At 71.7% G+C, this 23,194-nt stretch carries 20 protein-coding genes; 9 read left to right on the top strand and 11 right to left on the bottom strand.

Annotation, left to right across the window (positions count from 1 at the left end; genetic code table 11):
- Positions 1 to 65 precede the first annotated feature (65 nt).
- The gene (locus IE97_RS0136790) at positions 66 to 662 is read right to left on the bottom strand and encodes a TetR/AcrR family transcriptional regulator (RefSeq protein WP_030251452.1); all 597 of its coding nucleotides are present in this window, start codon (positions 660 to 662) and stop codon (positions 66 to 68) included.
- Between the two features lie 123 nt (positions 663 to 785).
- On the opposite strand from IE97_RS0136790, the gene IE97_RS0136785 reads away from it, so the two are divergent.
- Positions 786 to 2,375 (top strand): MDR family MFS transporter, encoded by a 1,590-nt coding sequence (locus tag IE97_RS0136785; protein ID WP_030251450.1) that lies wholly within the window; start codon positions 786 to 788, stop codon positions 2,373 to 2,375.
- A gap of 237 nt (positions 2,376 to 2,612) precedes the next feature.
- Here IE97_RS0136785 and cseC read toward each other — a convergent pair whose 3' ends face one another.
- From cseC to IE97_RS0136760, 5 genes are all read right to left on the bottom strand, one after another.
- Positions 2,613 to 3,974, bottom strand: coding sequence for a two-component system sensor histidine kinase CseC (cseC, locus tag IE97_RS0136780; RefSeq protein ID WP_030251447.1), 1,362 nt, complete (start codon positions 3,972 to 3,974; stop codon positions 2,613 to 2,615).
- Between the two features lie 7 nt (positions 3,975 to 3,981).
- Positions 3,982 to 4,683 (bottom strand): two-component system response regulator CseB, encoded by a 702-nt coding sequence (gene cseB / locus IE97_RS0136775; RefSeq protein ID WP_030251445.1) that lies wholly within the window; start codon positions 4,681 to 4,683, stop codon positions 3,982 to 3,984.
- A gap of 129 nt (positions 4,684 to 4,812) precedes the next feature.
- Positions 4,813 to 5,466 (bottom strand): hypothetical protein, encoded by a 654-nt coding sequence (locus IE97_RS0136770; protein WP_030251442.1) that lies wholly within the window; start codon positions 5,464 to 5,466, stop codon positions 4,813 to 4,815.
- Positions 5,454 to 5,993, bottom strand: a complete 540-nt coding sequence (locus tag IE97_RS0136765) for a SigE family RNA polymerase sigma factor (RefSeq protein WP_030251439.1) — start codon at positions 5,991 to 5,993, stop codon at positions 5,454 to 5,456. The genes IE97_RS0136770 and IE97_RS0136765 overlap by 13 nt, the downstream gene beginning before the upstream one ends.
- 282 nt (positions 5,994 to 6,275) lie before the next feature.
- The gene (locus tag IE97_RS0136760) at positions 6,276 to 7,217 is read right to left on the bottom strand and encodes an A/G-specific adenine glycosylase (protein ID WP_030251435.1); all 942 of its coding nucleotides are present in this window, start codon (positions 7,215 to 7,217) and stop codon (positions 6,276 to 6,278) included.
- 119 nt (positions 7,218 to 7,336) lie between these two features.
- On the opposite strand from IE97_RS0136760, the gene IE97_RS42655 reads away from it, so the two are divergent.
- Together IE97_RS42655 and IE97_RS0136750 are read left to right on the top strand one after the other, a co-directional pair.
- Complete coding sequence (locus IE97_RS42655) at positions 7,337 to 8,080, top strand: hypothetical protein (RefSeq protein WP_051705264.1); 744 nt, start codon at positions 7,337 to 7,339, stop codon at positions 8,078 to 8,080.
- Positions 8,081 to 8,643: 563 nt separating this feature from the next.
- Positions 8,644 to 9,519: a hypothetical protein gene (locus IE97_RS0136750; protein ID WP_030251432.1), complete on the top strand. Its 876-nt coding sequence runs from the start codon at positions 8,644 to 8,646 to the stop codon at positions 9,517 to 9,519.
- A gap of 151 nt (positions 9,520 to 9,670) precedes the next feature.
- Here IE97_RS0136750 and IE97_RS38980 read toward each other — a convergent pair whose 3' ends face one another.
- From IE97_RS38980 to radA, 3 genes are all read right to left on the bottom strand, one after another.
- The gene (locus IE97_RS38980) at positions 9,671 to 10,162 is read right to left on the bottom strand and encodes a helix-turn-helix domain-containing protein (protein ID WP_037845358.1); all 492 of its coding nucleotides are present in this window, start codon (positions 10,160 to 10,162) and stop codon (positions 9,671 to 9,673) included.
- A gap of 211 nt (positions 10,163 to 10,373) precedes the next feature.
- Positions 10,374 to 11,498 carry a DNA integrity scanning diadenylate cyclase DisA gene (gene disA / locus IE97_RS0136740; protein ID WP_030251426.1) on the bottom strand — a complete coding sequence of 375 codons (1,125 nt, stop codon included), beginning with the start codon at positions 11,496 to 11,498 and terminating at the stop codon, positions 10,374 to 10,376.
- 79 nt (positions 11,499 to 11,577) lie between these two features.
- The gene (gene radA / locus IE97_RS0136735; RefSeq protein WP_030251423.1) at positions 11,578 to 12,987 is read right to left on the bottom strand and encodes a DNA repair protein RadA; all 1,410 of its coding nucleotides are present in this window, start codon (positions 12,985 to 12,987) and stop codon (positions 11,578 to 11,580) included.
- Between the two features lie 195 nt (positions 12,988 to 13,182).
- Between radA and IE97_RS0136730 the strand changes: the two genes are divergently transcribed.
- Entirely contained in the window at positions 13,183 to 14,898 is a 1,716-nt protein-coding gene (locus IE97_RS0136730; protein ID WP_030251420.1) for a BACON domain-containing protein, read from the top strand.
- Between the two features lie 12 nt (positions 14,899 to 14,910).
- On the opposite strand, the gene IE97_RS0136725 is transcribed toward IE97_RS0136730, so the two are convergent.
- Entirely contained in the window at positions 14,911 to 15,711 is an 801-nt protein-coding gene (locus tag IE97_RS0136725; RefSeq protein WP_030251415.1) for a hypothetical protein, read from the bottom strand.
- Positions 15,712 to 15,782: 71 nt separating this feature from the next.
- Between IE97_RS0136725 and IE97_RS0136720 the strand changes: the two genes are divergently transcribed.
- From IE97_RS0136720 to ilvD, 4 genes are all read left to right on the top strand, one after another.
- A complete protein-coding gene (locus tag IE97_RS0136720) occupies positions 15,783 to 16,715 on the top strand; it encodes a Ppx/GppA phosphatase family protein (RefSeq protein ID WP_030251412.1) in 933 nt (310 codons plus the stop codon).
- A 107-nt stretch (positions 16,716 to 16,822) separates the two neighbouring features.
- The gene (locus tag IE97_RS0136715) at positions 16,823 to 17,647 is read left to right on the top strand and encodes a sugar phosphate isomerase/epimerase family protein (protein WP_030251409.1); all 825 of its coding nucleotides are present in this window, start codon (positions 16,823 to 16,825) and stop codon (positions 17,645 to 17,647) included.
- Positions 17,644 to 18,372: a TetR/AcrR family transcriptional regulator gene (locus tag IE97_RS0136710; protein ID WP_078603531.1), complete on the top strand. Its 729-nt coding sequence runs from the start codon at positions 17,644 to 17,646 to the stop codon at positions 18,370 to 18,372. Before IE97_RS0136715 ends, IE97_RS0136710 begins: the two co-directional genes overlap by 4 nt.
- Positions 18,373 to 18,513: 141 nt before the next feature.
- The gene (gene ilvD, locus IE97_RS0136705) at positions 18,514 to 20,367 is read left to right on the top strand and encodes a dihydroxy-acid dehydratase (RefSeq protein ID WP_030251403.1); all 1,854 of its coding nucleotides are present in this window, start codon (positions 18,514 to 18,516) and stop codon (positions 20,365 to 20,367) included.
- Positions 20,368 to 20,433: 66 nt separating this feature from the next.
- Here ilvD and IE97_RS0136700 read toward each other — a convergent pair whose 3' ends face one another.
- On the bottom strand, positions 20,434 to 22,551 hold the full coding sequence (locus IE97_RS0136700) for a serine/threonine-protein kinase (RefSeq protein ID WP_030251400.1): 2,118 nt from the start codon (positions 22,549 to 22,551) through the stop codon (positions 20,434 to 20,436).
- Between the two features lie 184 nt (positions 22,552 to 22,735).
- Here IE97_RS0136700 and IE97_RS0136695 point away from each other — a divergent pair, with 184 nt between their 5' ends.
- Positions 22,736 to 23,044: an SH3 domain-containing protein gene (locus IE97_RS0136695; protein WP_030251398.1), complete on the top strand. Its 309-nt coding sequence runs from the start codon at positions 22,736 to 22,738 to the stop codon at positions 23,042 to 23,044.
- Positions 23,045 to 23,194 lie beyond the last annotated feature (150 nt).

Below are 23,194 nucleotides of genomic sequence, written 5' to 3'. Positions count from 1 at the left end.
GGGTGTCCGCAAAGTCCCGCCTGCCCCGCGACTCCGGGCGGACGACGCGACTTTGCGGACTCCCCCTAGGAGCCCTCAGCCCCCCGGTGGGCCTGGGCCACCAGGTCCGTGGCGACCTCGAGGACGGCCCTGTTCTTGTCCTCGGGGTCGCCTTCGAGGTCCTGGAGCAGGGAGATCCCGGCGTGCAGCGTGAAGATCGCGCTGACGCTGCGGACCTGGTCGACCAGGTCCGCGTCAGGGTCGACGATGACGTCGCGCAGGCCGCGGATGCGCTCCTTGAAGGAGTCGCCGATCCGCAGGTCCCGGACCGTCGCCTGGTTGTCGTGCATGAAGCGGAACAGCGGCACGGCACCCGACAGGATCTCCGCGTAGCGGCGGATGATCTCCTGCTTGGTGGCCAGAGTGTGCGGCTGCCGCCGCCCCCACTCGATCAGTTCCTCGATCGGCTTGGTGAGGTCCTCGAAGATGCTGACGAGGATCTCTTCCTTCGTCTTGAAGTGGTAGTAGAGCGCCGCCTTGGTGACGTCCAGACGCTCGGCGATCTCGCGCAGAGAGGTCTTCTCGTAACCCTGCTCCGCGAAGAGTTCGAGGGCCACGTCCTGGATGCGCTGGCGGGTGTCCCCGCGGCGCCGCTGCCTGGTCCCGTCCATGGTGCCGCCCATCCTCCTACGCCGCTCCCTTTCCATAAAACTTACTTGACGCCCGGCTAGTTCCGCGGCTAGCTTCCGAGTGTAGTCACTAGCCGGTCGACAAGTAAGTAGCGGTAGCTGGGGGAGTGGGAAGCGATGGCGGACACGACGGACACGTCGGCGGTCGACACCGACGCCGGGGGACAACAGCCGAAGAGCGTGCGGGTCGTCCTGCTCGCGCTGATGATCGCGATGATGCTCGCGATGCTCGACAACATGATCATCGGTACGGCGATGCCGACGATCGTCGGGGAGCTGGGCGGGCTCGAACACCTTTCCTGGGTGGTCACCGCCTACACGCTCGCGACCGCCGCCTCCACCCCGCTGTGGGGCAAGCTCGGCGACATGTACGGCCGCAAGGGCATGTTCATGACGTCCATCGTCATCTTCCTGATCGGCTCGGCACTCAGCGGCATGGCCCAGGACATGGGCCAGCTCATCGGCTTCCGTGCCGTGCAGGGCCTCGGCGCCGGCGGTCTGATGGTCGGCGTCATGGCGATCATCGGCGACCTGATCCCGCCCCGGGAGCGTGGCAAGTACCAGGGCATGATGGCCGGCGTCATGGCGCTCGCGATGATCGGCGGTCCGCTCGTCGGCGGCACCATCACCGACAACTGGGGCTGGCGCTGGGCGTTCTACATCAACCTGCCGCTCGGCGCGGTCGCGCTGGTCGCCGTCAGCGCGGTGCTGCACCTGCCGAAGAAGCGGTCCGAGGCGCGGATCGACTACCTGGGCGCCGCGCTGCTGACGATCGGCATCACCGCGATCGTGCTCGTCACCACCTGGGGCGGCACGGAGTACGCCTGGACGTCCGCGCGGATCATGGAGCTGACCGGCATCGGCGTCGCGGCCCTCGTCGGGTTCGTGTTCTGGCAGACCAGGGCGGCCGAGCCGGTGGTGCCGCTGCACATCTTCCGCAGCCGGAACTTCACGCTGATGTCGGTCATCGGCTTCATCACCGGCTTCGTGATGTTCGGCGCCACGCTGTTCCTGCCGCTGTACCAGCAGTCCGTGCAGGGCGCCTCCGCCACCAACTCCGGGCTGCTGCTGCTGCCGATGCTCGGCGCGATGCTCGTCACCTCGATGGTCGCCGGCCGCGTCACCACCAACACCGGCCGCTACAAGGTCTTCCCGATCCTGGGCAGCGTCCTGATGGCCGTCGGTCTCTACCTGCTGTCCACGATGGACACGGGGACCTCGCGGTTCACGTCCGGTGTCTTCATGGCCGTGGTCGGCTTCGGCATGGGCTGCCTGATGCAGATCACGATGCTGGTCGCCCAGAACAGCGTGGAGATGAAGGACATGGGCGTCGCCTCCTCGTCCACCACGCTGTTCCGCACGCTCGGTTCCTCCTTCGGCGTCGCGATCATGGGCGCGCTGTTCAACAACCGCGTCCAGGACGTCATGGCCGAGCGCGCCGGTGTCCTGGGCTCCAAGGTGACGGAGCAGTCCGCCCAACTGACGGAGGCACGCCTCGCGAAGCTGCCGGAGGCGGCCCGGGAGGCCTACCAGCACGCCGTCTCCGCCGGCATCCACTCGGCGTTCCTGCTCGGAGCCGTGGTGGCGGTGGTCGCCCTCGCGGCGGCGGTGTTCGTCAAGGAGGTGCCGCTCAAGGGGGCGGGACCGAAGGCGGCGGACGAGCCGGACGCCCCGGCGGCGCAGCCGCCCGTGGCGGAGACCGTCTGACCGCACCGAGCCGGGCCCCGCACAAGGCCCCCGGGGGACCCACCCCCGGGGGCTTTGTCACGCCTGGCCGCACACGTCCCCGCCGAGCCCCCGCCCGGGAGGCCGACCCACGTCGCGCAGCTCGACCTCCCGTATGTGCTCGGCCGGCACCCGGGGCGCGGTCCCGCGGAAGAAGCGGTCGAAGCGGCTGAAGCGGCATCGACCAGGACCGGTCCCGCCGCTCCGGAAAGCCTCGCCCTACGCCCCCGGCCTCGGCCCCGGCAGCACCGGGTAGCTCCCCGTGTTCGTCGGCGCGTGTTCCGGCAGCCACAGCACCGCCACCGCGCCCTCGGCCGGAACGCCCTCCGGCGCACCCGGCGTGCGGACGTTGCGGAAGGTCAGCCGGGCGCCCAGCACCCGGGCCTGACCGGCGGCAATGGTCAGGCCGAGGCCGTGGCCGTGGCCGGCCCGGTCCTTGCTGCCGGTGCGGAAGCGGCTCGGCCCCTCGGCGAGCAGGTCCTCGGGGAAGCCGGGGCCGTGGTCGCGGACGCGGATGACCCTGCCCTCCACGGTGACCTCGATGGGCGGCTTGCCGTGCCGTGCCGCGTTGGCGAGCAGGTTGAACAGCACCCGCTCCAGCCGGCGCGGGTCGGTGGTCACCTCCGACTCGTGCACGATCCGTACCTTGATGTCCGGCCCCTTGGCCGCCACCCGCCGGGCGACGAACTCGCCCAGCATGATGTCCTGCAGCTCCGCCCGCTCCGAGGCTCCGTCCAGCCGGGCCACCTCCAGCACGTCCTCCACCAGCGTGCGCATGGCCTTCGCCCGGTCCAGCACCAGCTCGGTCGGCCGACCGGGCGGCAGCAGTTCGGCGGCGGTCAGCAGCCCGGTCACCGGCGTGCGCAGCTCGTGCGCGATGTCGGCGGTGACCCGCCGCTCGGCCTCGATGCGCTGCCGCAGCGCGTCCGCCATGGCGTCCACCGCGCTCGCCAGGTCGTCGGTCTCGTCCCGCACGACCCCGCCCATGGCGTCCCGCACCCGGACGTCCGTCTCGCCGCCCGCGAGCTGGCCGGCCGCGACGGCCGCCTTGCGCAGCCGCCGCGAGAGATGTCCGCCGATGAGCACCCCGAGCGCGCTGCCCCCGAGGACGACCGCGATCGACCCGATGAACAGGGCCTGGTCGAGGTCCTGCAGGATGTCCGAGCTGCGGTCGGTGAAACCGGAGTGCTGGGACATCACGTGCCCGTTCTTCAACGGCACGGCGGCCCATATGTCCGGTACGTCACCTGGCCGGTCCGCCACATAGGTCGCCCGCCGGCCCGCCTCGACCCGCTCCCGCAGCGCCTCCGGCAGGTCCGGGTCGTCGATCTTGGTGTTGGGGAAGTTCACCCGCCCGGACAGCTCGAAGTTGCGCTGGGCGATCATGATGCGCTCGTCGGCGAGGTCGCGCGCGTTGTCCAGCATCGACACCCGCGCCGCGTTGTGCACCACGAGGCTCAGGGCGACCGCCACCAGCGCGCCGACCAGGGCGATGGCCGCGCTCAGCTTCCATCTGAGGCCCGTACGGATCCCCGCCCGCTCCAGGCCCGTGGCGACCAGGCGCCGGAAATGCCCCCTCATACCCCGCTCAGGCCTTCAACTTGTAGCCGAAACCGCGGACCGTCTCGATCCGGTCCTGGCCGATCTTCTGCCGCAGCCGCTGCACGTGCACGTCGACGACCCGGGTGTCCCCACCCCAGCCGTAGTCCCACACCCGCTCCAGCAGCTTGTCGCGGGAGAGCACCGTGCCCGGCGCCGAGGAGAACTCCAGCAGCAGCCGCATCTCGGTCGGCGTCAGCGCCACCGGCCGCCCGGCCCTGTGCACCTCCATCCCCTCGGTGTCGACCTCCAGGTCCCCGAAGGTCAGCACTCCGCCGTCCGCCGGGGATTCCTGCTCCCCGGCCCGGCCGCCCCCGGCGTGCCCGAACCGGCGCAGCACCGCGCGGATCCGGGCGACCAGCACGGCACCGTCGAACGGCTTCGTCACATAGTCGTCGGCGCCCGCCTCCAGGCCCAGGACGACGTCGATGGAGTCGGCCCGTGCCGACAGCATGATGACCGGCACGGTCGACTCGTCCCGGATCCGGCGGCAGAGGCTGACGCCGTCCAGGCCCGGCACCATGACGTCCAGCAGCGCGATGTCGGGGCGGTCCGCCCGGAACGCCTCCAGGCCCGACAGTCCGTCGGGCATGGCGGTCACCGCGAAGCCGTCCCGTTCCAGGGCGAGCTGCGTGGCCTCGCGGATGACGTCGTCGTCCTCGACGAACAGGACGTGGGTCTGATCTGCCATCCCGGTGCTCTCAGTCCTTCGTGGTCCGTGGGGTGTGTTCTCTCTGCTGGGACGCACGGTTCGTGCGCCGCGTTCACCGGTGCATCGGTCCGAATGGCCCGATCGGTTCACGCGGCCGTCCGCCCCGCGTCAGCCCGCGGGCACCGGCGTCGCGCTGTCGCCGGTGACCTTCCCGTAGTCGTTGTGCGTGCGGTACTTCTCCGCGAAGCGGCCGGAGACCCATCGGTACGTGATCACGTTCTCGCCGGACGGGCTCGACACCGGGTCGCCCTTGTCGTACACCTGCTTGGTCACCACCAGGTCGCCGCGGTCGATCTCCGCGTAGACCGGGGGCTCCTCGGCCTTGAACACGTTCGTGTACGAGCCGTCCTGCTCGTGGTAGACGTAACTGCCGACGCCGACCGCGTCACCGCAGGTCAGCACATTGACGACGACGTCTTCGGCCGAACCTCCGGTCAGGTTGCCGTACGACACGTCGACGGGGTACTCGTCGGCCACGCACGGCTTCAGCTCGCGCTTCACCTCCGGCGACACCTTCGGGTCGTCCTTGACGAGCCTGACCGCGTTCACGGTGTCGGGCGTCTTCGACGGCGCGGTGGAGGGGGTGGCGGCGGCGCCCGCCACCGAGTCGGCGTGCGCCGGGCCCTCGTCACGGGCGCCGGTGCCGCCCGCACCGCACCCGGACGCCAAAAGGGCGAGGGCGGCGAGCACGGCCCCTGCCGCACTCACCGCCTGGATACTGCCCCGGGGTCCCGCAGAACCACCGCCGGTCAGGCCGCGCACCGCTCCCGCTCCTCACGCTCCAGCGCGCGTGCGTCGAGATCGCGGGACTCCAGCTCCTCGCGGAGCCGGGCGAGCGCCCGGTGCAGCGTGCTCTTGACCGTTCCGGCCGACATGCCGAGGGCGGCGGCCGTCTCCTCCGTGGACATCTGCTCCCAGTGTCGCAGCACCACGACACTGCGCTGCTTCGGGGCGAGCACCTTCAGGATGTCCATCAGCAGGGCGCGGTCCGCGTGCTGCTCGGTGGCGTCGTCGACCGAGGCGTCCGGGAGCTGCTCGGTCGGCACCTCCTCCAGCTTGCGGGCCCGCCACCACTCCGTCCGCGTATTGATCATCACCCGGCGCAGATAGGCGTCCGCCAGCCGCTTGTCCTCGATCGTCTCCCAGCGGCCGTACGTCCGGACCAGCGCGGTCTGCAGCAGGTCCTGCGCGTCGGTCGGGTCCGGGACCAGGCGGCGGGCGCTGCGCAGCAGCGCGTCCTGCCGGGTGCGGACGTACTCCTCGAACTCGAGCACCTCGCCCTGCGCCATGGTGAAGCCTCCCGTTTCCCCGTTCCGGCAGGCTCTGTGCCGCCGGTCGTACTGCCTGTGGTCCTCAGTCGTCCCGTGCCTTGTCGGGAACACGATCGAAGGTACGGAGGCGTTGTCACGGCGCTGTCCGAAGCAGCCTGCGGCCAGCACTCGGCTGTCCGTCGGTTGTGTAACGGAAGCCGGAACGGGGTACAGCGGTGGGCGTGTTGGGGGTGGTTCAGGGTGATTTGGGCACGGCGGATGAGTGTGACGGGCGGCCCGCGTCTGTGATCCGCCTGTACGTCAGGTCAGCGGCAGCCGGTACAGACCGCCCGCGAGCGGCTCCACCAGTCCGTCGGCGACCAGGCCGTCCAGGGCACGGGCGCGCTGCACCGGCTCGTGCCACACCCGGTCCAGAGCCGACTGCGGAACCGGACCGTGAGCCTCCCGCAGTACGGCGAGCAGCCGCCCGCGCACCTGCCGGTCGGTGCCCGCGTACGTCTGGCCGCGGCGCGGCGGCCCCTCGTGCTCCGGCTTGCCCGCCAGCCGCCACGCGCACTGCGCGGCGATCGGGCAGCGGTGGCACGCCTCGCTCTTCGCCGTGCACACCAGCGCGCCCAGCTCCATGGAGGCGGCGGCCCACCGCGCGGCGGTCGACTCGTCCTGAGGCAGCAGCGCCCTGGCCAGCTTGCGCTCGGCGGCGGTGGTGGCGTTCGGCGGGTACTGAACGCCGGTGACCGCGCGGGCGATGACCCGCCGCACATTGGTGTCCAGCACCGGGTGCCGCTGACCGTAGGCGAAGGAGGCCACGGCGGCGGCCGTGTACTCGCCGATGCCCGGCAGCGCCAGCAGCTGCGCGTGGTCGGCCGGTACGTCACCGCCGTGCCGTTCCGTTATCGCGACGGCGGCGCCGTGCAGCCGCAGGGCGCGGCGCGGGTAACCGAGCCGGCCCCAGGCCCGGACCGCCTCGCCGGGCGCTTCCGCGGCCAGGTCGGCGGGGCGCGGCCAGCGGGCCAGCCACTGCTCGTAGACGGGCAGGACGCGGTTCACCGGCGTCTGCTGGAGCATGAACTCACTGACCATCACGCCCCACGCCCCGGCCTCGGGGCGCCGCCACGGCAGGTCACGGGCGTTCTCACTGAACCAGTCGATGACGGGGGCGTGGAGGTGCTCTCCGAGGGCGGGGCCGGAGGTCGTGTCGGTGTCGGCGGGGGTCGGGTGCGGGGGTTTCGTGGGAGCAGTCATGGCCATTCGATCCTGCCACGCGAGGGCCTCGAAACGGGCACACCGCCACTCAAGAGGGATACGGATACCTGACGATCGACAGCAGCGCCGCCCTGTCGGACGCCTGTAGCGTCGCGCGCATGGAGCGTCCGAGCACGGCCTCTCCTGCCCGGGGCACCCTGCTCTGGGCGTCCCTCGCCCTCCCCGCGCTCACAGCGGACCGCATCGGGCTGAACGAGCCGCGCCCGGCCTGGCAGCAGGCGGTGGGTGTGGCGGTGCCGGCCGTCGCGACCGCCCTGTCCCGGCGGCTGCCGCTCGCGGCCTTCCCGCTGGCCGCCACCCTGAGCCTCGCCGCCGCCCCGGCCCTGTTCACCGTCTCCTACGGCCCTGCCCTCGGCGTGTTCGCACTGCTGCTCGGTCTGCGTGCCGCCCGGGCACGCCCCGCCGTGCTGGGCTTCGTGGCCGTGGGCTGCGCCGGCGCCGCCCGGATCGTGCTCGTCGGGGCTGTGAACTGCTGGCGGTTGACTGCGCACAGGCGGGTTCAGGCGCGCATGAGTGCGTGGCCGTGGGCCGAAGGTGCGTCCCCGCGAGGGGAACGAAAGTTCCTCTGTCGAATGGGCGACCTTTCCTCGTGGTGGTCGTTGAACGCGCTGGCGCCGCATCATCGGCGTCCTGCGCGACGACGAGCCGCCGCCCTGGCCACGGCGGGTGAGACGCTGGAGCAACTCGTCGACCGCGCCAGCGAGTCGGGCCTGCGGGTGCGCCGGGCGCGGACCCGGCCCGGCCGCACAGCTCGGCGGGTCGCCGAACGGCTGCTGTACCGAGTGGTCTGGGAGGCACTGACCAACGCGGCAGGCACGCACCGGGCGCGTCCGTGGTCGTGACGGCGACGCACCAGGGCGAGGGGACGGCCGTCACCATGCAGGCCGCCCGACGCAAACGGCCCTGCTGCCCAGGGGACTTCCCGCCAGCCCCGAGGCGGCACGGGCCTGCTGGGGCTGCGGGCCGCCGTGACGGACGCTCCTGAGACACGGCCGACTTGAGCAGTTCGCTGCACACGTACGCCACAGCCGTGGCCACGGGTGCAAGGGCCGCGATCGCGAACACGTCGGGGCCGCCGCGGCGGGCACGCCACCAGCCGGCGACGAACAGCGCTACGAACAACAGCAGTCCGGCCTCCGTCCATATCGCGGCCCCGTGCTGGACCCATCTCGGGGTCTCGTGGGCGAAGTCGGTGATGTCGCGGCAGAGCGCGCTGTCCTCGAAGTCCATGGTCACGGACCGTAGGTGGGAGGCCGATCCCGTCACACCCAGCGATCGTCGCGTGCGGAACCTGACGACAGACAGGGGTGGGACCACGGTCTCCGGCATGATGATCCGGAAAAGTTGTGGCCCTGAGCGGCGGGTGGGACCGGTGAACGCGCCGATCTCTCGTAAGGTTTGCGCCGTGGGATCTCTGCGCAATCCGGTCGGGCCGCTTCCCTCCTCCATCTACTGGCGGCGGAGGGTCGTACTGGTGTCCGTGGTCGCCCTGTTGACGCTGTTGATCACCTGGATCGTCACCATGGGCGGCGGGGGCGGCAAGGGTGACGACAACGGCGCCAACGGCAAGAATCCCGCGCCTTCCATCACTCCCGGCCCGTCGAGTTCGGGCCCGGCCATCAGCCAAGCGCCCGGAGGACGCGACGAGTCGGGCGGCGAGGGCTCGGGCGGTTCGTCGTCCGGCTCCGGGAGCGGCTCGGGCGATGGATCCGGTGACGGTGACGGTTCGGGCACCGGATCAGGGGATGGCTCGGGCGCCGGATCCGGGGGCGGTTCCGGGGGCGGTTCCGGCTCCGGCGGAGCGGGCGGCGCCGGTGGCTCCGGGAGCGGAGTGGGGGGCGTCGGCTCGGGCGACACGCTGCCGGCCGGTTCCACGCTGCCCAACTGCACGGCGAGCGTCGTCAAGTTCAGCCTGCGCAGCGAGCACAACACGTACGACCCCGAGAAGACGCCCACGTTCCTGCTGACCGCGCGGAACATCTCCGGCAGCGACTGCAAGATCGATCTCGGGCCGAAGAACGCGGTGTTCACCATCACCCAGGCGAGCACCGACGACGACTACTGGTCTTCCAAGGACTGCCCGAAGGCCGCCGCGCACCAGCTGTACCGGGTGCCCGCGGGCAGCGGCATCACCTACACCCTGAAGTGGGACCGCGAGCCGAGCGCCCCCGAGTGCGGCACGCCTCCGGCGGGATCGGCCGGGGCGGGCACCTACCTGGTGGAAGCCAAGGCTCCGGGCTTCGCGAAGGTGCAGACGTCGTTCGTGCTGAAGGATGACTAGTCCGACCGTCCTCAAGCGCGTGGGGGGTGTTCCCGCTCGGGAACACCCCCCCCATGACGTCTCAGCGGGAGCCGACGGCTTTCGCAACAGGCCCTAACGAGCTCGTGCACGGTAAGCGGTGAGGCGTCGAGAACTTCGTGATGGCCTGTGTTCACGTCTGCGGTGTCGGGTGCAGGTCCGCGATCTGCTGGTGGGACAGCAGGCTGGCGACGGCCTGGACGGTGTCGCTGATGTGCTCTCGGCGACCGAGGTGTCGGGCCAAGGCCCGCCAGTTCTGCAGATGTGCGATGCCGTGCTCGACACGGATACGTCGCGAAGAGTGTGCTTTGCGCTGGCGCTGGTCCTTGCGGCCGGCGGCGGGCCGACGGACGCGAATCTCGGTGCCGTCGATGATTCCGGTCGTCCCGCTTGAGCCGAGGTGGTCGACGACCTCGGCCAGGGTCCGCAGCCGCACGTCGGGGCTGACGGTGCAGCCTCGCTCGGCGAGCAGGGGCCGCACCTCGCCGATAGCGCGGGTGATGGTGGAGCGGTCCACGCCGAACCAGCAGGCCAGCACGCCGTGGGTGGTCGCGTGTCGGAGGTGCACGAGGGTGGCCAGGAGGCGGTCGACGAAGACCAGCCGGTGTTTCGCGCCCGCGCCCACGACCCGCTTCCGTGGCCGGGACACAAGTCGGGCCTGGTGGCGTTCATGCCACAACGGGCCCAACTCAGCCACGAGTTCAGCAATCACGTCTGCCGACAAGCCCGTGATCCTCCGGTCGCTGATGATTGCTGCACGAGACGCGTTCCCCACCACACAACCATGATCGACGATCAGGACCCCGACGCCTCACCGCTTACCGTGCACGAGCTCGTTAGACGTACCGCTCCAGGATCGACGACTCCGCCAGCCGCGACAGCCCTTCCCGCACACTTCGCGCCCGGGCCTCGCCCACACCGTCCACCGTCTGGAGGTCGTCGACGCTCGCGGCGAGCAGCTTCTGCAGTCCGCCGAAGTGCTCGACCAGGCGGTCGATGATCGCGCCGGGCAGTCGGGGCACCTTGGCGAGGAGACGGAAGCCGCGCGGGGACACCGCCGAGTCCAGCGTCTCGGGCGAGCCGGTGTAGCCCAACGCACGGGCCACCGTGGGCAGTTCGAGCAGCTCGGCGTGGGTGAGGGCGTCGAGTTCGGCCAGGGCCTCGTCGACCGTGCGGGAACGCTTGGCGGTGGGCTCGGGGACGTAGTCCCGGACGACCAGCTCGCGCTCGGGCTCCACACCGGCGATCAGCTCGTCGAGCTGGAGGGCCAGCAGCCGGCCGTCCGTGCCCAGCTCCACCACGTACTCGGCGATCTCCGTAGCGATGCGGCGCACCATCTCCAGCCGCTGGGCGACCGCCGAGACGTCCCGGACGGTCACCAGATCCTCGATCTCCAGCGCCGACAGCGTGCCCGCGACCTCGTCGAGGCGGAGCTTGTAGCGCTCCAGGGTGGCCAGGGCCTGGTTGGCGCGGGACAGGATCGCCGCGGAGTCCTCCAGGACCCGGCGCTGGCCGTCCACGTACAGGGCGATCAACCGCATCGACTGGGAGACCGAGACCACCGGGAAGCCGACCTGCCTGCTGACGCGGTCCGCGGTGCGGTGCCGGGTGCCCGTCTCCTCCGTGGGGATCGTGGGGTCCGGGACCAGCTGCACGCCCGCGCGGAGGATCTTCGACAGGTCCGAGGACAGCACGATGCCGCCGTCCAGCTTGCACAGCTCCCGCAGACGGGTCGCCGTGAACTCGACGTCCAGCACGAAACCACCGCTGCACAGCGCCTCGACCGTCTTGTCGGAGCCGAGCACGATGAGTCCGCCGGTGTTGCCCCGGAGCACGCGCTCCAGGCCGTCACGCAGCGCGGTGCCGGGTGCCACGGCGCTCAGCGAGGCGCGCATCAGGCCATCGGTGCCGGCACTCCCACCGGATTTTCCGGGAGCCGCTGCCCGGTCGTTGGCTGCCACTGCACTCCTCCGGTCGCAGGTTCTTGGACGCCCCCGTGTCGCGCTGGGTTCGCACGGACGGGCGAGACCAGGGCAAAGTCTACCGGCGACCCTCCTCGTCCCGTGGGGCCTCTCTGCGACGGGAGCGCGGAAGGACCCGCAGGGCGTCTCCTATGTCCGCGACTTCCAGGACCTTCATGCCCGGCGGGATCTTGCCGGGGTCGCCCGGGACGAGCGCGTGTGTGAAGCCCAGACGGTGGGCTTCGGCCAGCCTGCGCTGCACCCCCGTGACCCGCCTGACCTCTCCCGCGAGGCCCACCTCACCGATCGCGACGAGATTCTTGGGGAGAGGTGTGTCACTCGCCGCGCTCGCGAGCGCGAGGGCGACGGCCAGGTCCGCGGCGGGCTCCGAGAGCTTCACACCGCCGACCGTCGCGGAGTAGATGTCCCTTTTGCCCAAGGCGCTGATCCGGCCGCGCTGTTCCAGCACCGCGAGCATCATCGAGACCCGGGAGGTCTCCAGGCCCGAGGTGGTGCGGCGCGGGGAGGGGATCTGCGAGTCGACCGTGAGCGCCTGGACCTCGGCGACCAGCGGGCGGCGGCCCTCCAGGGTGACGGTCAGACAGGTGCCCGGGACCGGTTCCGCCCGACGTGTCAGGAAAAGTCCGCTCGGGTCCGCGAGGCCCGTGATGCCCTCGTCGTGCAGTTCGAAGCAGCCGACCTCGTCCGTGGTGCCGTAACGGTTCTTGACGCCCCGGACGAGCCGGAGGCGGGCGTGCCGGTCGCCCTCGAAGTGCAGGACGACGTCCACCAGGTGTTCCAGCAGGCGGGGGCCCGCGATGGCGCCGTCCTTGGTGACATGGCCCACCAGCAGCGTGGACATGCCGCGTTCCTTGGAGGCCCGGATCAGGGCCCCGGCGACCTCACGCACCTGCGCCATGCCGCCGGGTGCTCCGTCGATCTCCGGGGAGGCGACCGTCTGCACCGAGTCCATGATCAGCAGGGACGGCTTCACCGCGTCCAAGTGGCCGAGCACCGCCGCCAGGTCCGTCTCGGCCGCCAGGTACAGGTGGTCGTCGAGGGCTCCGATGCGGTCGGCGCGCAGCCGGACCTGGCTCGCCGACTCCTCGCCCGTGACGTACAGCGTGCGGTGCTCGTCGCTCGCCGACTTGGCCGCCACGTCGAGCAGCAGCGTCGACTTGCCGACGCCCGGTTCGCCCGCGACCAGCACCACGGCGCCCGGGACCAGTCCGCCGCCCAGCACGCGGTCCAGCTCGGGCACGCCGGTGGAGCGGGCCGTCGCCTGGCGGCCGTCCACCTGGCCGATCGGCAGCGCCGAGGTGGTGACCCGGCCCGGCGTCGTCGTACGCACCGCGGGCGCGCCGTACTCCTCGACCGTCCCCCAGGCCTGGCACTCGGGGCAGCGGCCGAGCCACTTCGCCGTCTGCCAGCCGCACTCCGTGCAGCGGTAGGACGGACGGTCCTTGGTGGATTTCGTACGGGCAGCCATGGACGAAACCGTAGCCGCCGCCACTGACATCGCGGGGACCGCCTGGTGCGGCCACCTGCGCGCCAGGCCCCGCCACCCCGCGCCAGCGGCGGAACCACTGATTCCTGTCCCCTATTGAGGGATCGTTTCACCCGTACGGATTAAATACGCTCAAGCCGCCTGAAGCTGCCACTCCCGGCCCCCTACGGTCGCCGAATGATGAGCAGTACTCCGGAGATCTCGACCCGCACGGCCGGCGCGCACCGGGCGCACCGGGAAGCGCGTGACCACGGGGCGGCACGCACGCTGGTCCAGCGGCCGCCCACGCGCTACGAGCCCTACCTGGACGGCCTGTTCACCTACTGCCTGTCCGTGCTGTGCGACCACGACGCCGCGACCGCCGCCCTGGGCGACGCCCTCGCGCTGGCCGAACGCCGCGGCCGGCACGTCCCCGACGCCCCCGCCGACCGCAGGGCCTGGCTGTACGCCCTGGCCCGCTGGGCGTGCCTGCGCAAGCTGGCCGAGGCCAAGCAGAAACGTACGAGCAGCCACGCCGCGGGCCGCACGCAGCGCGCCGAACGGCCGGCCGCCCCCGCCGTCTCCGAGGAGGTCCAGGAGCGGCGGCGGGACGAACTGGCCCTGCTGGCCTGGCCGGAGGCGGCCGGCACCACGCCGGAGCAGCGCGAGGCGCTCGAACTGGCCGTGCGCCACCACCTAGCCGCCCACGAGGTCGCGGCCGTCCTCGGCATGGACCTGGCCGCCGCCCGCGACCTGCTCGCCTCCGCCGCCTGCGAGGTCGAACGCACCCGTGCGGCCCTCGCCGTGGTCGAGACCGGAGCGTGCCCGAGCGTCGCCCACCTCGTGGGGGACGACCGGCTCGTCCTCGGCACCGCCCTGCGTCGCGAACTGGTCCGGCACGTCGACGACTGCCCGCGCTGCCGCCGCACCGCCGAGCGCGCCATCCCGGGCCGCTGGCCCGGCACCAGCGTCACTCCCGCCGCGCTGCCCGTCCTGCCGGCCCCCCGCGCGGCCGTTCACGTCGCCATGGCCCACCCGTCACGCGCGCGTGGCGCCGCACCCCGCTTCGACCGGCGCGGCTTCCCGATGGACCCCAAGGACCGCGCCGCCCGGCGGGACCGCCTGCGCGCGCGTGCCATCACCACGACCGTCGTCGCCACCGTCGTCGCCGCTCCCGTGCTCGCCCTGTGGGCCGCCTACCGGGGCACCCCCGTGGGCGAGGGCCAGGACGGCCGCACCGCCTCCGCGCGCGAGGCCGACGACCCGCTCGGCCTGGACGGCGAGGTGGCGGGCGGCGGCTACGAGAACGCCGGCAACGCGAGCACCAGACCCGGCCCCCGCTTCGGCAAGGACGGAAAGGCCGACGTCTCCGTGGAAGTCCTCGGCGTCGCAGGGGCCGGCAAGGGCGCCGCTCGCCTGGAGGTCACGGCCGGAAACAGGGGTGACACCACCCTCGTCACCCTCACCGCCACGGGCTCGGCCCCGGTCCGCTGGTCCGCCGCCACGGGAGCCGACTGGCTCTACCTCAGCCGGACCTCGGGGACACTCCGGCCCGGCGAGTCGTTGACGATCAAGGTGTACGTCGATCATCTGCGCGAGCCGTCGGGTCCCTGGCGCGCACGAGTGGCGGTCTCTCCCGTCGGAGCAGTGGTCCACATCGAGGGCTACGGAACCGCGCCCAGCCCCTCCGGCCCCGGCCCTCGCCCGGACCCGCGCCCCACAGTCCCGAGCGACCCGCCCTCGTCGCAGCCCGAGCCGACGCCCACGCCCTCCGCCCCGGACCCGACCACCCCGCCCGCGTCACCCGACCCGGACCCCACACCCACGGACCCGGCCCCGAGCGACCCGACCGACCCGGCGGACTCGGCGCCACCGCCCCCGGACGGCGACGACCCGAGCCCGGCCACGTCGTAGACGGTCGGCGTGTCAGCCGGCCGGATCCGCCGGATGCGGCGCCAGCAACGGCAGCTGCGAGGCCAGCCGCTCCTCGCACAGCTCGACCAGCCGGTCGTAGCCGGCCTTGCCCATCAGCTCGATCAGCTCCGGCCGATAGGAGACGTACACCGGCTCACCCGCGCCGTGTGCCGAGGTCGCCGAGGTGCACCACCAGTGCAGGTCGTGGCCGCCCGGCCCCCAGCCGCGCCGGTCGTACTCGCCGATCGACACCTGCAGCACCCGGGTGTCATCGGGCCGGTCGATCCACTCGTACGTCCGCCGCACCGGCAGCTGCCAGCACACGTCCGGCTTGGTCTCCAGCGGCTCGCGGCCCTCTTTCAGGGCGAGGATGTGCAGCGAGCAGCCCATGCCGCCCGGGAATCCGGGCCGGTTCTGGAAGATGCAGGAGCCCTGGAAGGGACGCGTCTGCCGGTCGCCGTCCTCGTCCTCGGAGACCCAGCCGTTCCGCGTGCCCTCGGCGTGGTGCTGCCAGATGTCCGGCGTGAGCCTCGCCACATGCTCGGCCACCCGCTTCTCGTCGTCCTCGTCGGAGAAGTGGGCACCCAACGTGCAGCACCCGTCGTCAGCGCGGCCGGCCTGGATGCCCTGGCAGCCGCTGCCGAAGATGCAGTTCCAGCGAGAGGTCAGCCATGTCAGATCGCAACGGAAGACCTGCTCGTCGTCCGCCGGATCGGGAAACTCCACCCACGCCCGAGCGAAGTCGAGACCCTTCTCGTCGGATTCAACGACGCCCGGGGATTTGTCGCGCTTCGCCTTTTTCGTCTTTGGCACGAGTCCAGGGTACGGGTCTCTTACCCCCACCGAGGACGGCGGACGGCACCGCTGGCAGTAGCGTTCCGTACATGAGACTCGGTGTCCTCGACGTGGGATCGAACACGGTGCACCTTCTGGTGGTGGACGCGCACCCCGGAGCGTGCCCGCTGCCCGCGCACTCGCACAAGGCGGAGCTGCGCCTCGCCCAGCTCCTCGACGACAGCGGAGCGATCGGCAACGGCGGCGTCGACCGGCTGATCTCGGTCGTCCACGAGGCGCTCCAGGCCGCCGAGGACAAGGGCGTCGAGGAAGTGCTGCCGTTCGCGACCTCCGCCGTACGGGAGGCCCGCAACGCCGACGACGTCCTCGCACGCGTGCGCACCGAGACCGGCGTCGAGCTCCAGGTCCTCACCGGCGAGGAGGAGGCCCGGCTCACCTTCCTCGCCGCCCGCCGCTGGTTCGGCTGGTCGGCCGGAAAGCTGCTGGTCGTGGACATCGGCGGCGGCTCCCTGGAGATCGCCTACGGCATAGACGAGGAACCCGACGCGGCCGCCTCCCTGCCGCTGGGCGCCGGTCGCCTCACCGCCGGCTGGCTCCCCGGTGACCCGCCCGACCCGAAGGACGTTCGCGCCCTGCGCCGCCACGTGCGGACCGAGATCGCCCGCACGGTCGGCGAGTTCAGCCGCCTCGGCACCCCCGACCACGTCGTCGCCACGTCCAAGACCTTCAAGCAACTGGCCCGCATCGCCGGCGCGGCCCGCTCCGCGGAGGGCCTCTACGTCCAGCGCGAGCTCAAACGGGAGTCCCTGGAAGGCTGGGTCCCGAGGCTGGCCGGCATGACGGAAGCGGAACGAGCCGAGCTGCCCGGCGTCTCGGAGGGCAGGGCGGGCCAGCTGCTGGCCGGTGCCCTGGTGGCGGAGGCCGCCATGGACCTGTTCGGCGTGGAACGCCTGGAGATCTGCCCGTGGGCGCTGCGGGAGGGCGTGATCCTGCGTCGGCTGGATCACATGGAGTCCGCGTAGCGTTCCGCTTCCAGCGACGCGGAACGACCGTACCCGCCCGTGGCGAACACCACATCGGCCAACAGGCCCCCCACTCCCTCCCCACCACACCCCGTAATCTGTCCTGCATGGCAGAGCCAGCCGTGAAGATCCCGGACGCGAAGGTCGCACTCTCGACGGCCTCGGTCTACCCGGAGTCGACGGCCACGGCCTTCGAGATCGCCGCGCGCCTCGGCTACGACGGGGTCGAGGTCATGGTCTGGACGGACCCCGTCAGCCAGGACATCGAGGCCCTGCGCAGACTCAGCGACTACCACCAGATCCCGGTCCTGGCCGTGCACGCCCCCTGCCTGCTCATCACGCAGCGCGTCTGGTCCACCGACCCCTGGACCAAGCTCCAGCGGGCCCGTGCGGCGGCCGAGAAGCTCGGCGCGAGCACGGTCGTGGTCCACCCCCCGTTCCGCTGGCAGCGCCAGTACGCCAGGGACTTCGTCACCGGCATCTGGCGCATGGCCAACGAGACGGACGTACGGTTCGCCGTCGAGAACATGTATCCCTGGCGCTACCGCGACCGCGAGATGCTCGCCTACGCCCCCGACTGGGACGTGACGAACGACGACTACCGCCACTTCACGATCGACCTCAGTCACACCGCCACGGCTCGCGCCGACGCCCTCGACATGGTCGACCGCATGGGAGACCGCCTCGGCCACGTCCACCTCGCCGACGGCAGGGGATCGGCCAAGGACGAGCACCTGGTCCCCGGCCGCGGCACCCAGCCCTGCGCCGAGGTGCTGGACCGGCTCGCCCTGACCGGCTTCGACGGGCACGTCGTCATCGAGGTCAACACCCGCCGCGCCATGTCGAGCGCCGAGCGAGAGGCCGACCTGGCGGAGGCGCTGGCCTTCACCCGCCTCCACCTGGCCTCGGCGCAGAAGGTACCGAGGCGATGAGCGACCTGCCCCCAGGCGGCCCCACGGCCGGCAGCGCCCCCGGCCCCGGCAGCGCCCCTGGCCCCGGCAGCGGCCCCCGCACCGGCAGCGGCTCCGGCTCCGGCAGCGCCCCCGGTACCGGCCCCAGCGCCGCCGCCCGTCGCCGGGGCCGCCCCCCGCGTGCCGAGTCGGCCGACACCCGCGACCGCATCCTGACCGCCGCCCGCGAGGAGTTCTCCGAGCGCGGCTACGAGAAGACCTCCGTACGCGGCATCGCCAAGACGGCCGGGGTCGACTCGGCACTCGTGCACCACTACTTCGGCACCAAGGAGCAGGTCTTCGAGGCGGCGATCACCCAGTCCTTCGCGCCCGCCATCGAGGCACCGAAGGCCATCGAGGAGGGCCCCCTCGACGGCGTGGGGGAGCGCCTGGTCCGCTTCTTCTTCGGCGTCTGGGACAACCCGGCGACCCGCGCGCCCCTGCTCGCCATCGTCCGCTCCGCCGTCACCAACGAGACGGCCGCCGCCGTCTTCCGGAGGATCGTCGCCACGCAGGTGCTGCGCCGGATCGCCGACCGCCTCGACCTGCCGGACGCCGAACTGCGGGCCGAGCTGGCCGCCGCCCAGCTCGTGGGCACGGCGCTGCTGCGGTACGTCATCAAGGTGGAGCCACTGGCCTCGGCCGACCCGGAGCAGATCGTCGCGCGGCTGGCACCGGTCGTACAGCGCCACCTCACCGGACCCTGAACCGCCGGAGACGGCCGTCGGCCGAGACACGCGTCCCGCATTCCGGACGCACCGTCCCGCCCACTGGATGACCGGCGTACGCTCGGTAGCAGTCAGAAATCTCCGAAAACTCTGACGCAGTCTCTGAAGGAGCGAGCGACGATGCCCGAGCTGAGGTCCCGCACAGTCACCCACGGCCGCAACATGGCGGGCGCCCGCGCCCTTATGCGCGCCTCCGGTGTACCGGGTGCGGACATCGGCCGCAAGCCGATCATCGCGGTCGCCAACAGCTTCACCGAGTTCGTGCCGGGCCACACCCACCTGCAGCCGGTCGGCCGGATCGTCAGCGAGGCGATCGTCGAGGCCGGCGGCATCCCGCGCGAGTTCAACACCATCGCGGTGGACGACGGCATCGCCATGGGCCACGGCGGCATGCTGTACTCCCTGCCCTCCCGCGACCTGATCGCGGACTCGGTCGAGTACATGGTCGAGGCCCACTGCGCCGACGCCCTGATCTGCATCTCCAACTGCGACAAGATCACCCCGGGCATGCTCAACGCGGCCCTGCGCCTGAACATCCCGACGGTGTTCGTCTCCGGCGGCCCGATGGAGTCCGGCCGCGCCACCCTGGTCGACGGCACGGTCCGCACGCTCGACCTGGTCGACGCGATCTCCGACGCCGTGAACGACAAGATCTCGGACGAGGACATCCTCCGCATCGAGGAGAACGCCTGCCCGACCTGCGGCTCCTGTTCCGGCATGTTCACCGCCAACTCGATGAACTGCCTCACCGAGGCCATCGGCCTCTCCCTCCCCGGCAACGGCTCGGTCCTGGCCACCCACACCGCGCGCAAGCAGCTCTACGTCGACGCGGCCAACACGGTCATGGACATCACCCGCCGCTACTACGAGGAGGACGACGAGACGGTCCTGCCCCGCTCCGTCGCCACCTTCGCGGCCTTCGAGAACGCGATGGCCCTGGACATCGCGATGGGCGGCTCGACCAACACGATCCTGCACCTGCTGGCCGCGGCCCAGGAGGCGGGCGTCCCCTTCGGCCTCGCCGAGATCGACACGGTCTCCCGCCGCGTCCCCTGCCTGGCCAAGGTGGCCCCGAACGTCGCCAAGGACCGCACGTACTACATGGAGGACGTGCACCGCGCCGGCGGCATCCCCGCCCTCCTCGGCGAACTGCACCGCGCCGGCTTGCTCAACGAGGACGTGCACGCGGTCCACAGCCCGTCCCTCGCCGACTGGCTGAAGACCTGGGACGTGCGCGGCGGCTCCCCGTCCGCCAAGGCGGTCGAACTGTGGCACGCGGCCCCCGGCTGCGTCCGCTCCGCCGAGGCCTTCTCCCAGTCCGAGCGCTGGGAGGCCCTCGACGAGGACGCCGAGGGCGGCTGCATCCGCTCCGTCGAGCACGCCTACTCCAAGGACGGCGGCCTCGCCGTCCTCAAGGGCAACCTCGCGGTCGACGGCTGCGTCGTGAAGACAGCCGGCGTCGACGAGTCGATCTGGACCTTCGAGGGCCCGGCGGTCGTCTGCGAGTCCCAGGAGGAGGCCGTCGAGAAGATCCTGCTGAAGCAGATCAAGGAGGGCGACGTCGTCGTCATCCGCTACGAGGGCCCCAAGGGCGGCCCCGGCATGCAGGAGATGCTCTACCCGACCTCGTACCTGAAGGGCCGCGGCCTCGGCAAGACCTGCGCCCTGATCACCGACGGCCGCTTCTCCGGCGGCACCTCCGGCCTCTCCATCGGGCACGCCTCGCCCGAGGCGGCCGGCGGCGGCACCATCGCCCTCGTCGAGGACGGCGACCGCATCCGCATCGACATCCCCAACCGCTCCATCGAGCTCCTCGTCGACGACGCCGAACTGGCCCGCCGCGAGCAGGCGCTGAACGGCGTCTACGCCCCGAAGAACCGCGACCGCAAGGTCTCCGCCGCCCTGCGCGCCTACGCCGCGATGGCGACCAGCGCCGACAAGGGCGCCGTGCGCGACGTGACGAAACTGGGCTGAACAACCTCTCGCAGGGGCCGCTTCCCCCAGATCCACAAAGGGGAGGCGGCCCCCACCCGTGACGCCCTACCAGGCGGACGGATCACGCCCGTCCTCGGCGAAGACGACCCCGTCCGGCGCACCGGCGTAGACACGGCCACCGACGACCACGGGCTCGGGCAGCGAGGCCGGAACCCGGTCCGACCGCTCGCCCAGCCGGGGAGAGGTCTGCCCGACGAGCTTCCCGCGCCGGGCGTCGACGGCGAGCAGCCGCCCGTCAGGAGCGGTCACGTACACATGGCGTTCGTCCGCCACCGGAGTGGATCCCCGGACGACGCCCGTCTCCAGACTCCAGAGCTGCTTCCGCGACTCCAGATCGACGGCGACCAGCGCCCCACCGGTCGCCATCAGGTGGACGACGTCCCGGCGCACACCGCCCTGAACGTCCTGCAAGGGCAAGCGCAACGGGACACGCACGGTCGTACGACTCCCCGGGCTGTACCGGACCACGGCCCGCGCCTCCCCCCGCACGGCATCGACGGCCACGAACACCACCGACCCGTCCACGGCCCCGATAGGCCGCAAGTCCCCCTCCAACCGCTCGTCCCACCGCACGTCGCCCGTCCCCGGGTCCACCGCGGTGACCTTCGTACTCGCCCCGTCGCCGGACACAGTCGCCGTGTAGGCCAGCGGATCACCCGCGAACGACACGAAATACGGCACGTCCTGCCCCGGGATCCGATGGCTCCACTTCACGTTCCCCGACGCACCGTCCACGCCGGTGACGGTGCCATCGGCCGCGGTGAGCAGCACCATCCCTCCCACGGCCCGCACTCCGCCCGACATCGACATGGCCTGCCGCCGTGCCACGTCACCCGAGTCCGGATCGAGCGCGGTCAGCCGCTGCCCGTGGCCGAGCCCGGCCAGCACCAGATCACCCGACACGACCGGAGCCCCACTCGGCGGCCCCTCGGCGGCGACCCCGTCCAGCCGGTGCTTCCACAGCAGACGCCCGTCCGCCGGATCCAGAGCGAACACCAGCCCGGTCTGCGCGCACAGCAACTTCCCAGCCGCGTACGAACACTGCGGGGTGCCCGTCCTCGACAACGGTGTCGCCGCCCACGCCGTGAAGGCGGCAGCCGTGGTCCGCGGGGCGGTCACCTCAGGCGCCGGAACGGGATCGCCCCCCGACAACGACACCGACACGAGCGCACCGACGACGACCAGTCCGAGGACACCGGCCCCGAGAGCGCCCCGCTTACCGAGCCGCCGCCGGGACCGTCTCTCCCCATCGGGCCGCTCGGCCACCGGTGCCTCGACCACCGCTGACGGCTCGTCCACCCGCGGCGCAGGTATGAACGCCTGTGTGTCGTACGAGGCCGCCACCGACCGCAGCTCCCGCATCAACTCGTCGGGAGAGGGCCGGTCCTCGGGCTCCTTGGCGAGACACCGCAGCACGAGCGGCGCCAGTTCCTCCGGTACGCCCGTCAGCTCGGGCTCGTCGTGCACCACCTGGTAGGCGACGACATAGGGACTGTCGGAGTCGAACGGCCCCCGCCCGGTGGCCGCATGCACCATGACAGACCCGAGGGCGAACACATCCGCTGCGGGCCCCACCTCTCTCGGACGCCGGAACTGCTCGGGCGCCATGAACGGCGGCGTGCCGATCAGCTTCCCGGTCTCGGTCCGCAGCTCACTGTCCGCCGGCCGGGAGATGCCGAAGTCGATGACCTTCGGCCCGTCCTCGGCGAGCAGCACGTTGCTCGGCTTCAGATCCCGGTGCACGACCCCGACCCGATGAATGTCGCGCAGCGCCTCCGCGAGCCCGGCCATCAGCCGACGCAACTGCGCCGGGGCCAAAGGCCCGTTCCGCTTCACCTCCTGGGCGAGTGTGGGTCCCGGAATGAACAGAGTGGCCATCCAAGGCCGCCCGGCCTCCGGATCGGCATCGACCACGGGCGCCGTAAAGGCCCCGCTCACCCGCCGTGCCGCTCCCACTTCCTGCCGGAAACGTCCCCTGAACTCGGGGTCCTTGGCGAACTCCGCGTGCACGACCTTCACCGCGAGCTTCATCCCGGAGGTGCTCCGGGCCAGATGCACGACACCCATGCCGCCCGAGCCCAGGCACGACTCGAGCCGGTAGTGACCGGCGTACTCGGGAAGCTCCGCTTCCGGGCCCGCCCCGGCATTCCGCTGTGGCGCCACTGGGACCACCCCCGTGCTGTTCGTCCGCGCGCGCGACGCACGGAGCCTAGTCGATGACTCCTACGGGACAGAGGCGGCTTGCCAGCCTCCACAAACGAATCGCGCACAGGTGTTTGATCGTGTGATCCAGGGGAATGAACGGGGTCCCATGGCACCCATGGGATTCAACGGGGGAGGTTTTGTCATGTCTGTCGAGCCTGTCGAAGAGGCCGGCATGCCGCTGGTCACCACACTGGCCGCGGCGGCCACGTACTTCTCGATCGCGCCGGGCGTCCGCGTCAACGTCCGCAGCGGTCCCGGTACCGGCTATCCGATCGTCAAGGTCCTGCCCGAGGGCTCCCGCGTCCAGATCCACTGCCAGTCACCCGGCACCCTGGTCACGGGCCCGTACGGCACGACGAACATCTGGGACAACATCGCGAGCGGCCAGTACGTGTCGGACGCGTACGTGAACACCGGCAGCGACGGCTACATACGCCCGCGCTGCGGCTGACCCGCGGCAGCCGGCCGGAGGGCTGCGCGACTTGCTCGGCGTTGTAGCTGAGGGCGGGGCGTTGCGCAGCCCGGCGTGGCGGGGTGCCGCTGCGCCCACCCTCCCCCAAGCTCTCGGCTTCGCTCGAGCAGGGGGGACCCCCATCGCCCC

The organism is Streptomyces sp. NRRL S-455 (assembly GCF_000717875.1).
Classification (GTDB): domain Bacteria; phylum Actinomycetota; class Actinomycetes; order Streptomycetales; family Streptomycetaceae; genus Streptomyces.
Note: the sequence above shows the minus strand (reverse complement) of the source record. Positions and strands in the feature narration are given on the sequence as shown.

Coding starts and splice junctions, on each gene's coding strand:
- IE97_RS0136790 (WP_030251452.1), bottom strand. CDS start 662: ATGGGCGGCACCATGGACGGGACCAGGCAGCGGCGCCGCGGGGACACC.
- IE97_RS0136785 (WP_030251450.1), top strand. CDS start 786: ATGGCGGACACGACGGACACGTCGGCGGTCGACACCGACGCCGGGGGA.
- cseC (WP_030251447.1), bottom strand. CDS start 3,974: ATGAGGGGGCATTTCCGGCGCCTGGTCGCCACGGGCCTGGAGCGGGCG.
- cseB (WP_030251445.1), bottom strand. CDS start 4,683: ATGGCAGATCAGACCCACGTCCTGTTCGTCGAGGACGACGACGTCATC.
- IE97_RS0136765 (WP_030251439.1), bottom strand. CDS start 5,993: ATGGCGCAGGGCGAGGTGCTCGAGTTCGAGGAGTACGTCCGCACCCGG.
- IE97_RS0136760 (WP_030251435.1), bottom strand. CDS start 7,217: ATGACTGCTCCCACGAAACCCCCGCACCCGACCCCCGCCGACACCGAC.
- IE97_RS42655 (WP_051705264.1), top strand. CDS start 7,337: ATGGAGCGTCCGAGCACGGCCTCTCCTGCCCGGGGCACCCTGCTCTGG.
- radA (WP_030251423.1), bottom strand. CDS start 12,987: ATGGCTGCCCGTACGAAATCCACCAAGGACCGTCCGTCCTACCGCTGC.
- IE97_RS0136730 (WP_030251420.1), top strand. CDS start 13,183: ATGATGAGCAGTACTCCGGAGATCTCGACCCGCACGGCCGGCGCGCAC.
- IE97_RS0136720 (WP_030251412.1), top strand. CDS start 15,783: ATGAGACTCGGTGTCCTCGACGTGGGATCGAACACGGTGCACCTTCTG.
- IE97_RS0136715 (WP_030251409.1), top strand. CDS start 16,823: ATGGCAGAGCCAGCCGTGAAGATCCCGGACGCGAAGGTCGCACTCTCG.
- IE97_RS0136710 (WP_078603531.1), top strand. CDS start 17,644: ATGAGCGACCTGCCCCCAGGCGGCCCCACGGCCGGCAGCGCCCCCGGC.
- ilvD (WP_030251403.1), top strand. CDS start 18,514: ATGCCCGAGCTGAGGTCCCGCACAGTCACCCACGGCCGCAACATGGCG.
- IE97_RS0136695 (WP_030251398.1), top strand. CDS start 22,736: ATGTCTGTCGAGCCTGTCGAAGAGGCCGGCATGCCGCTGGTCACCACA.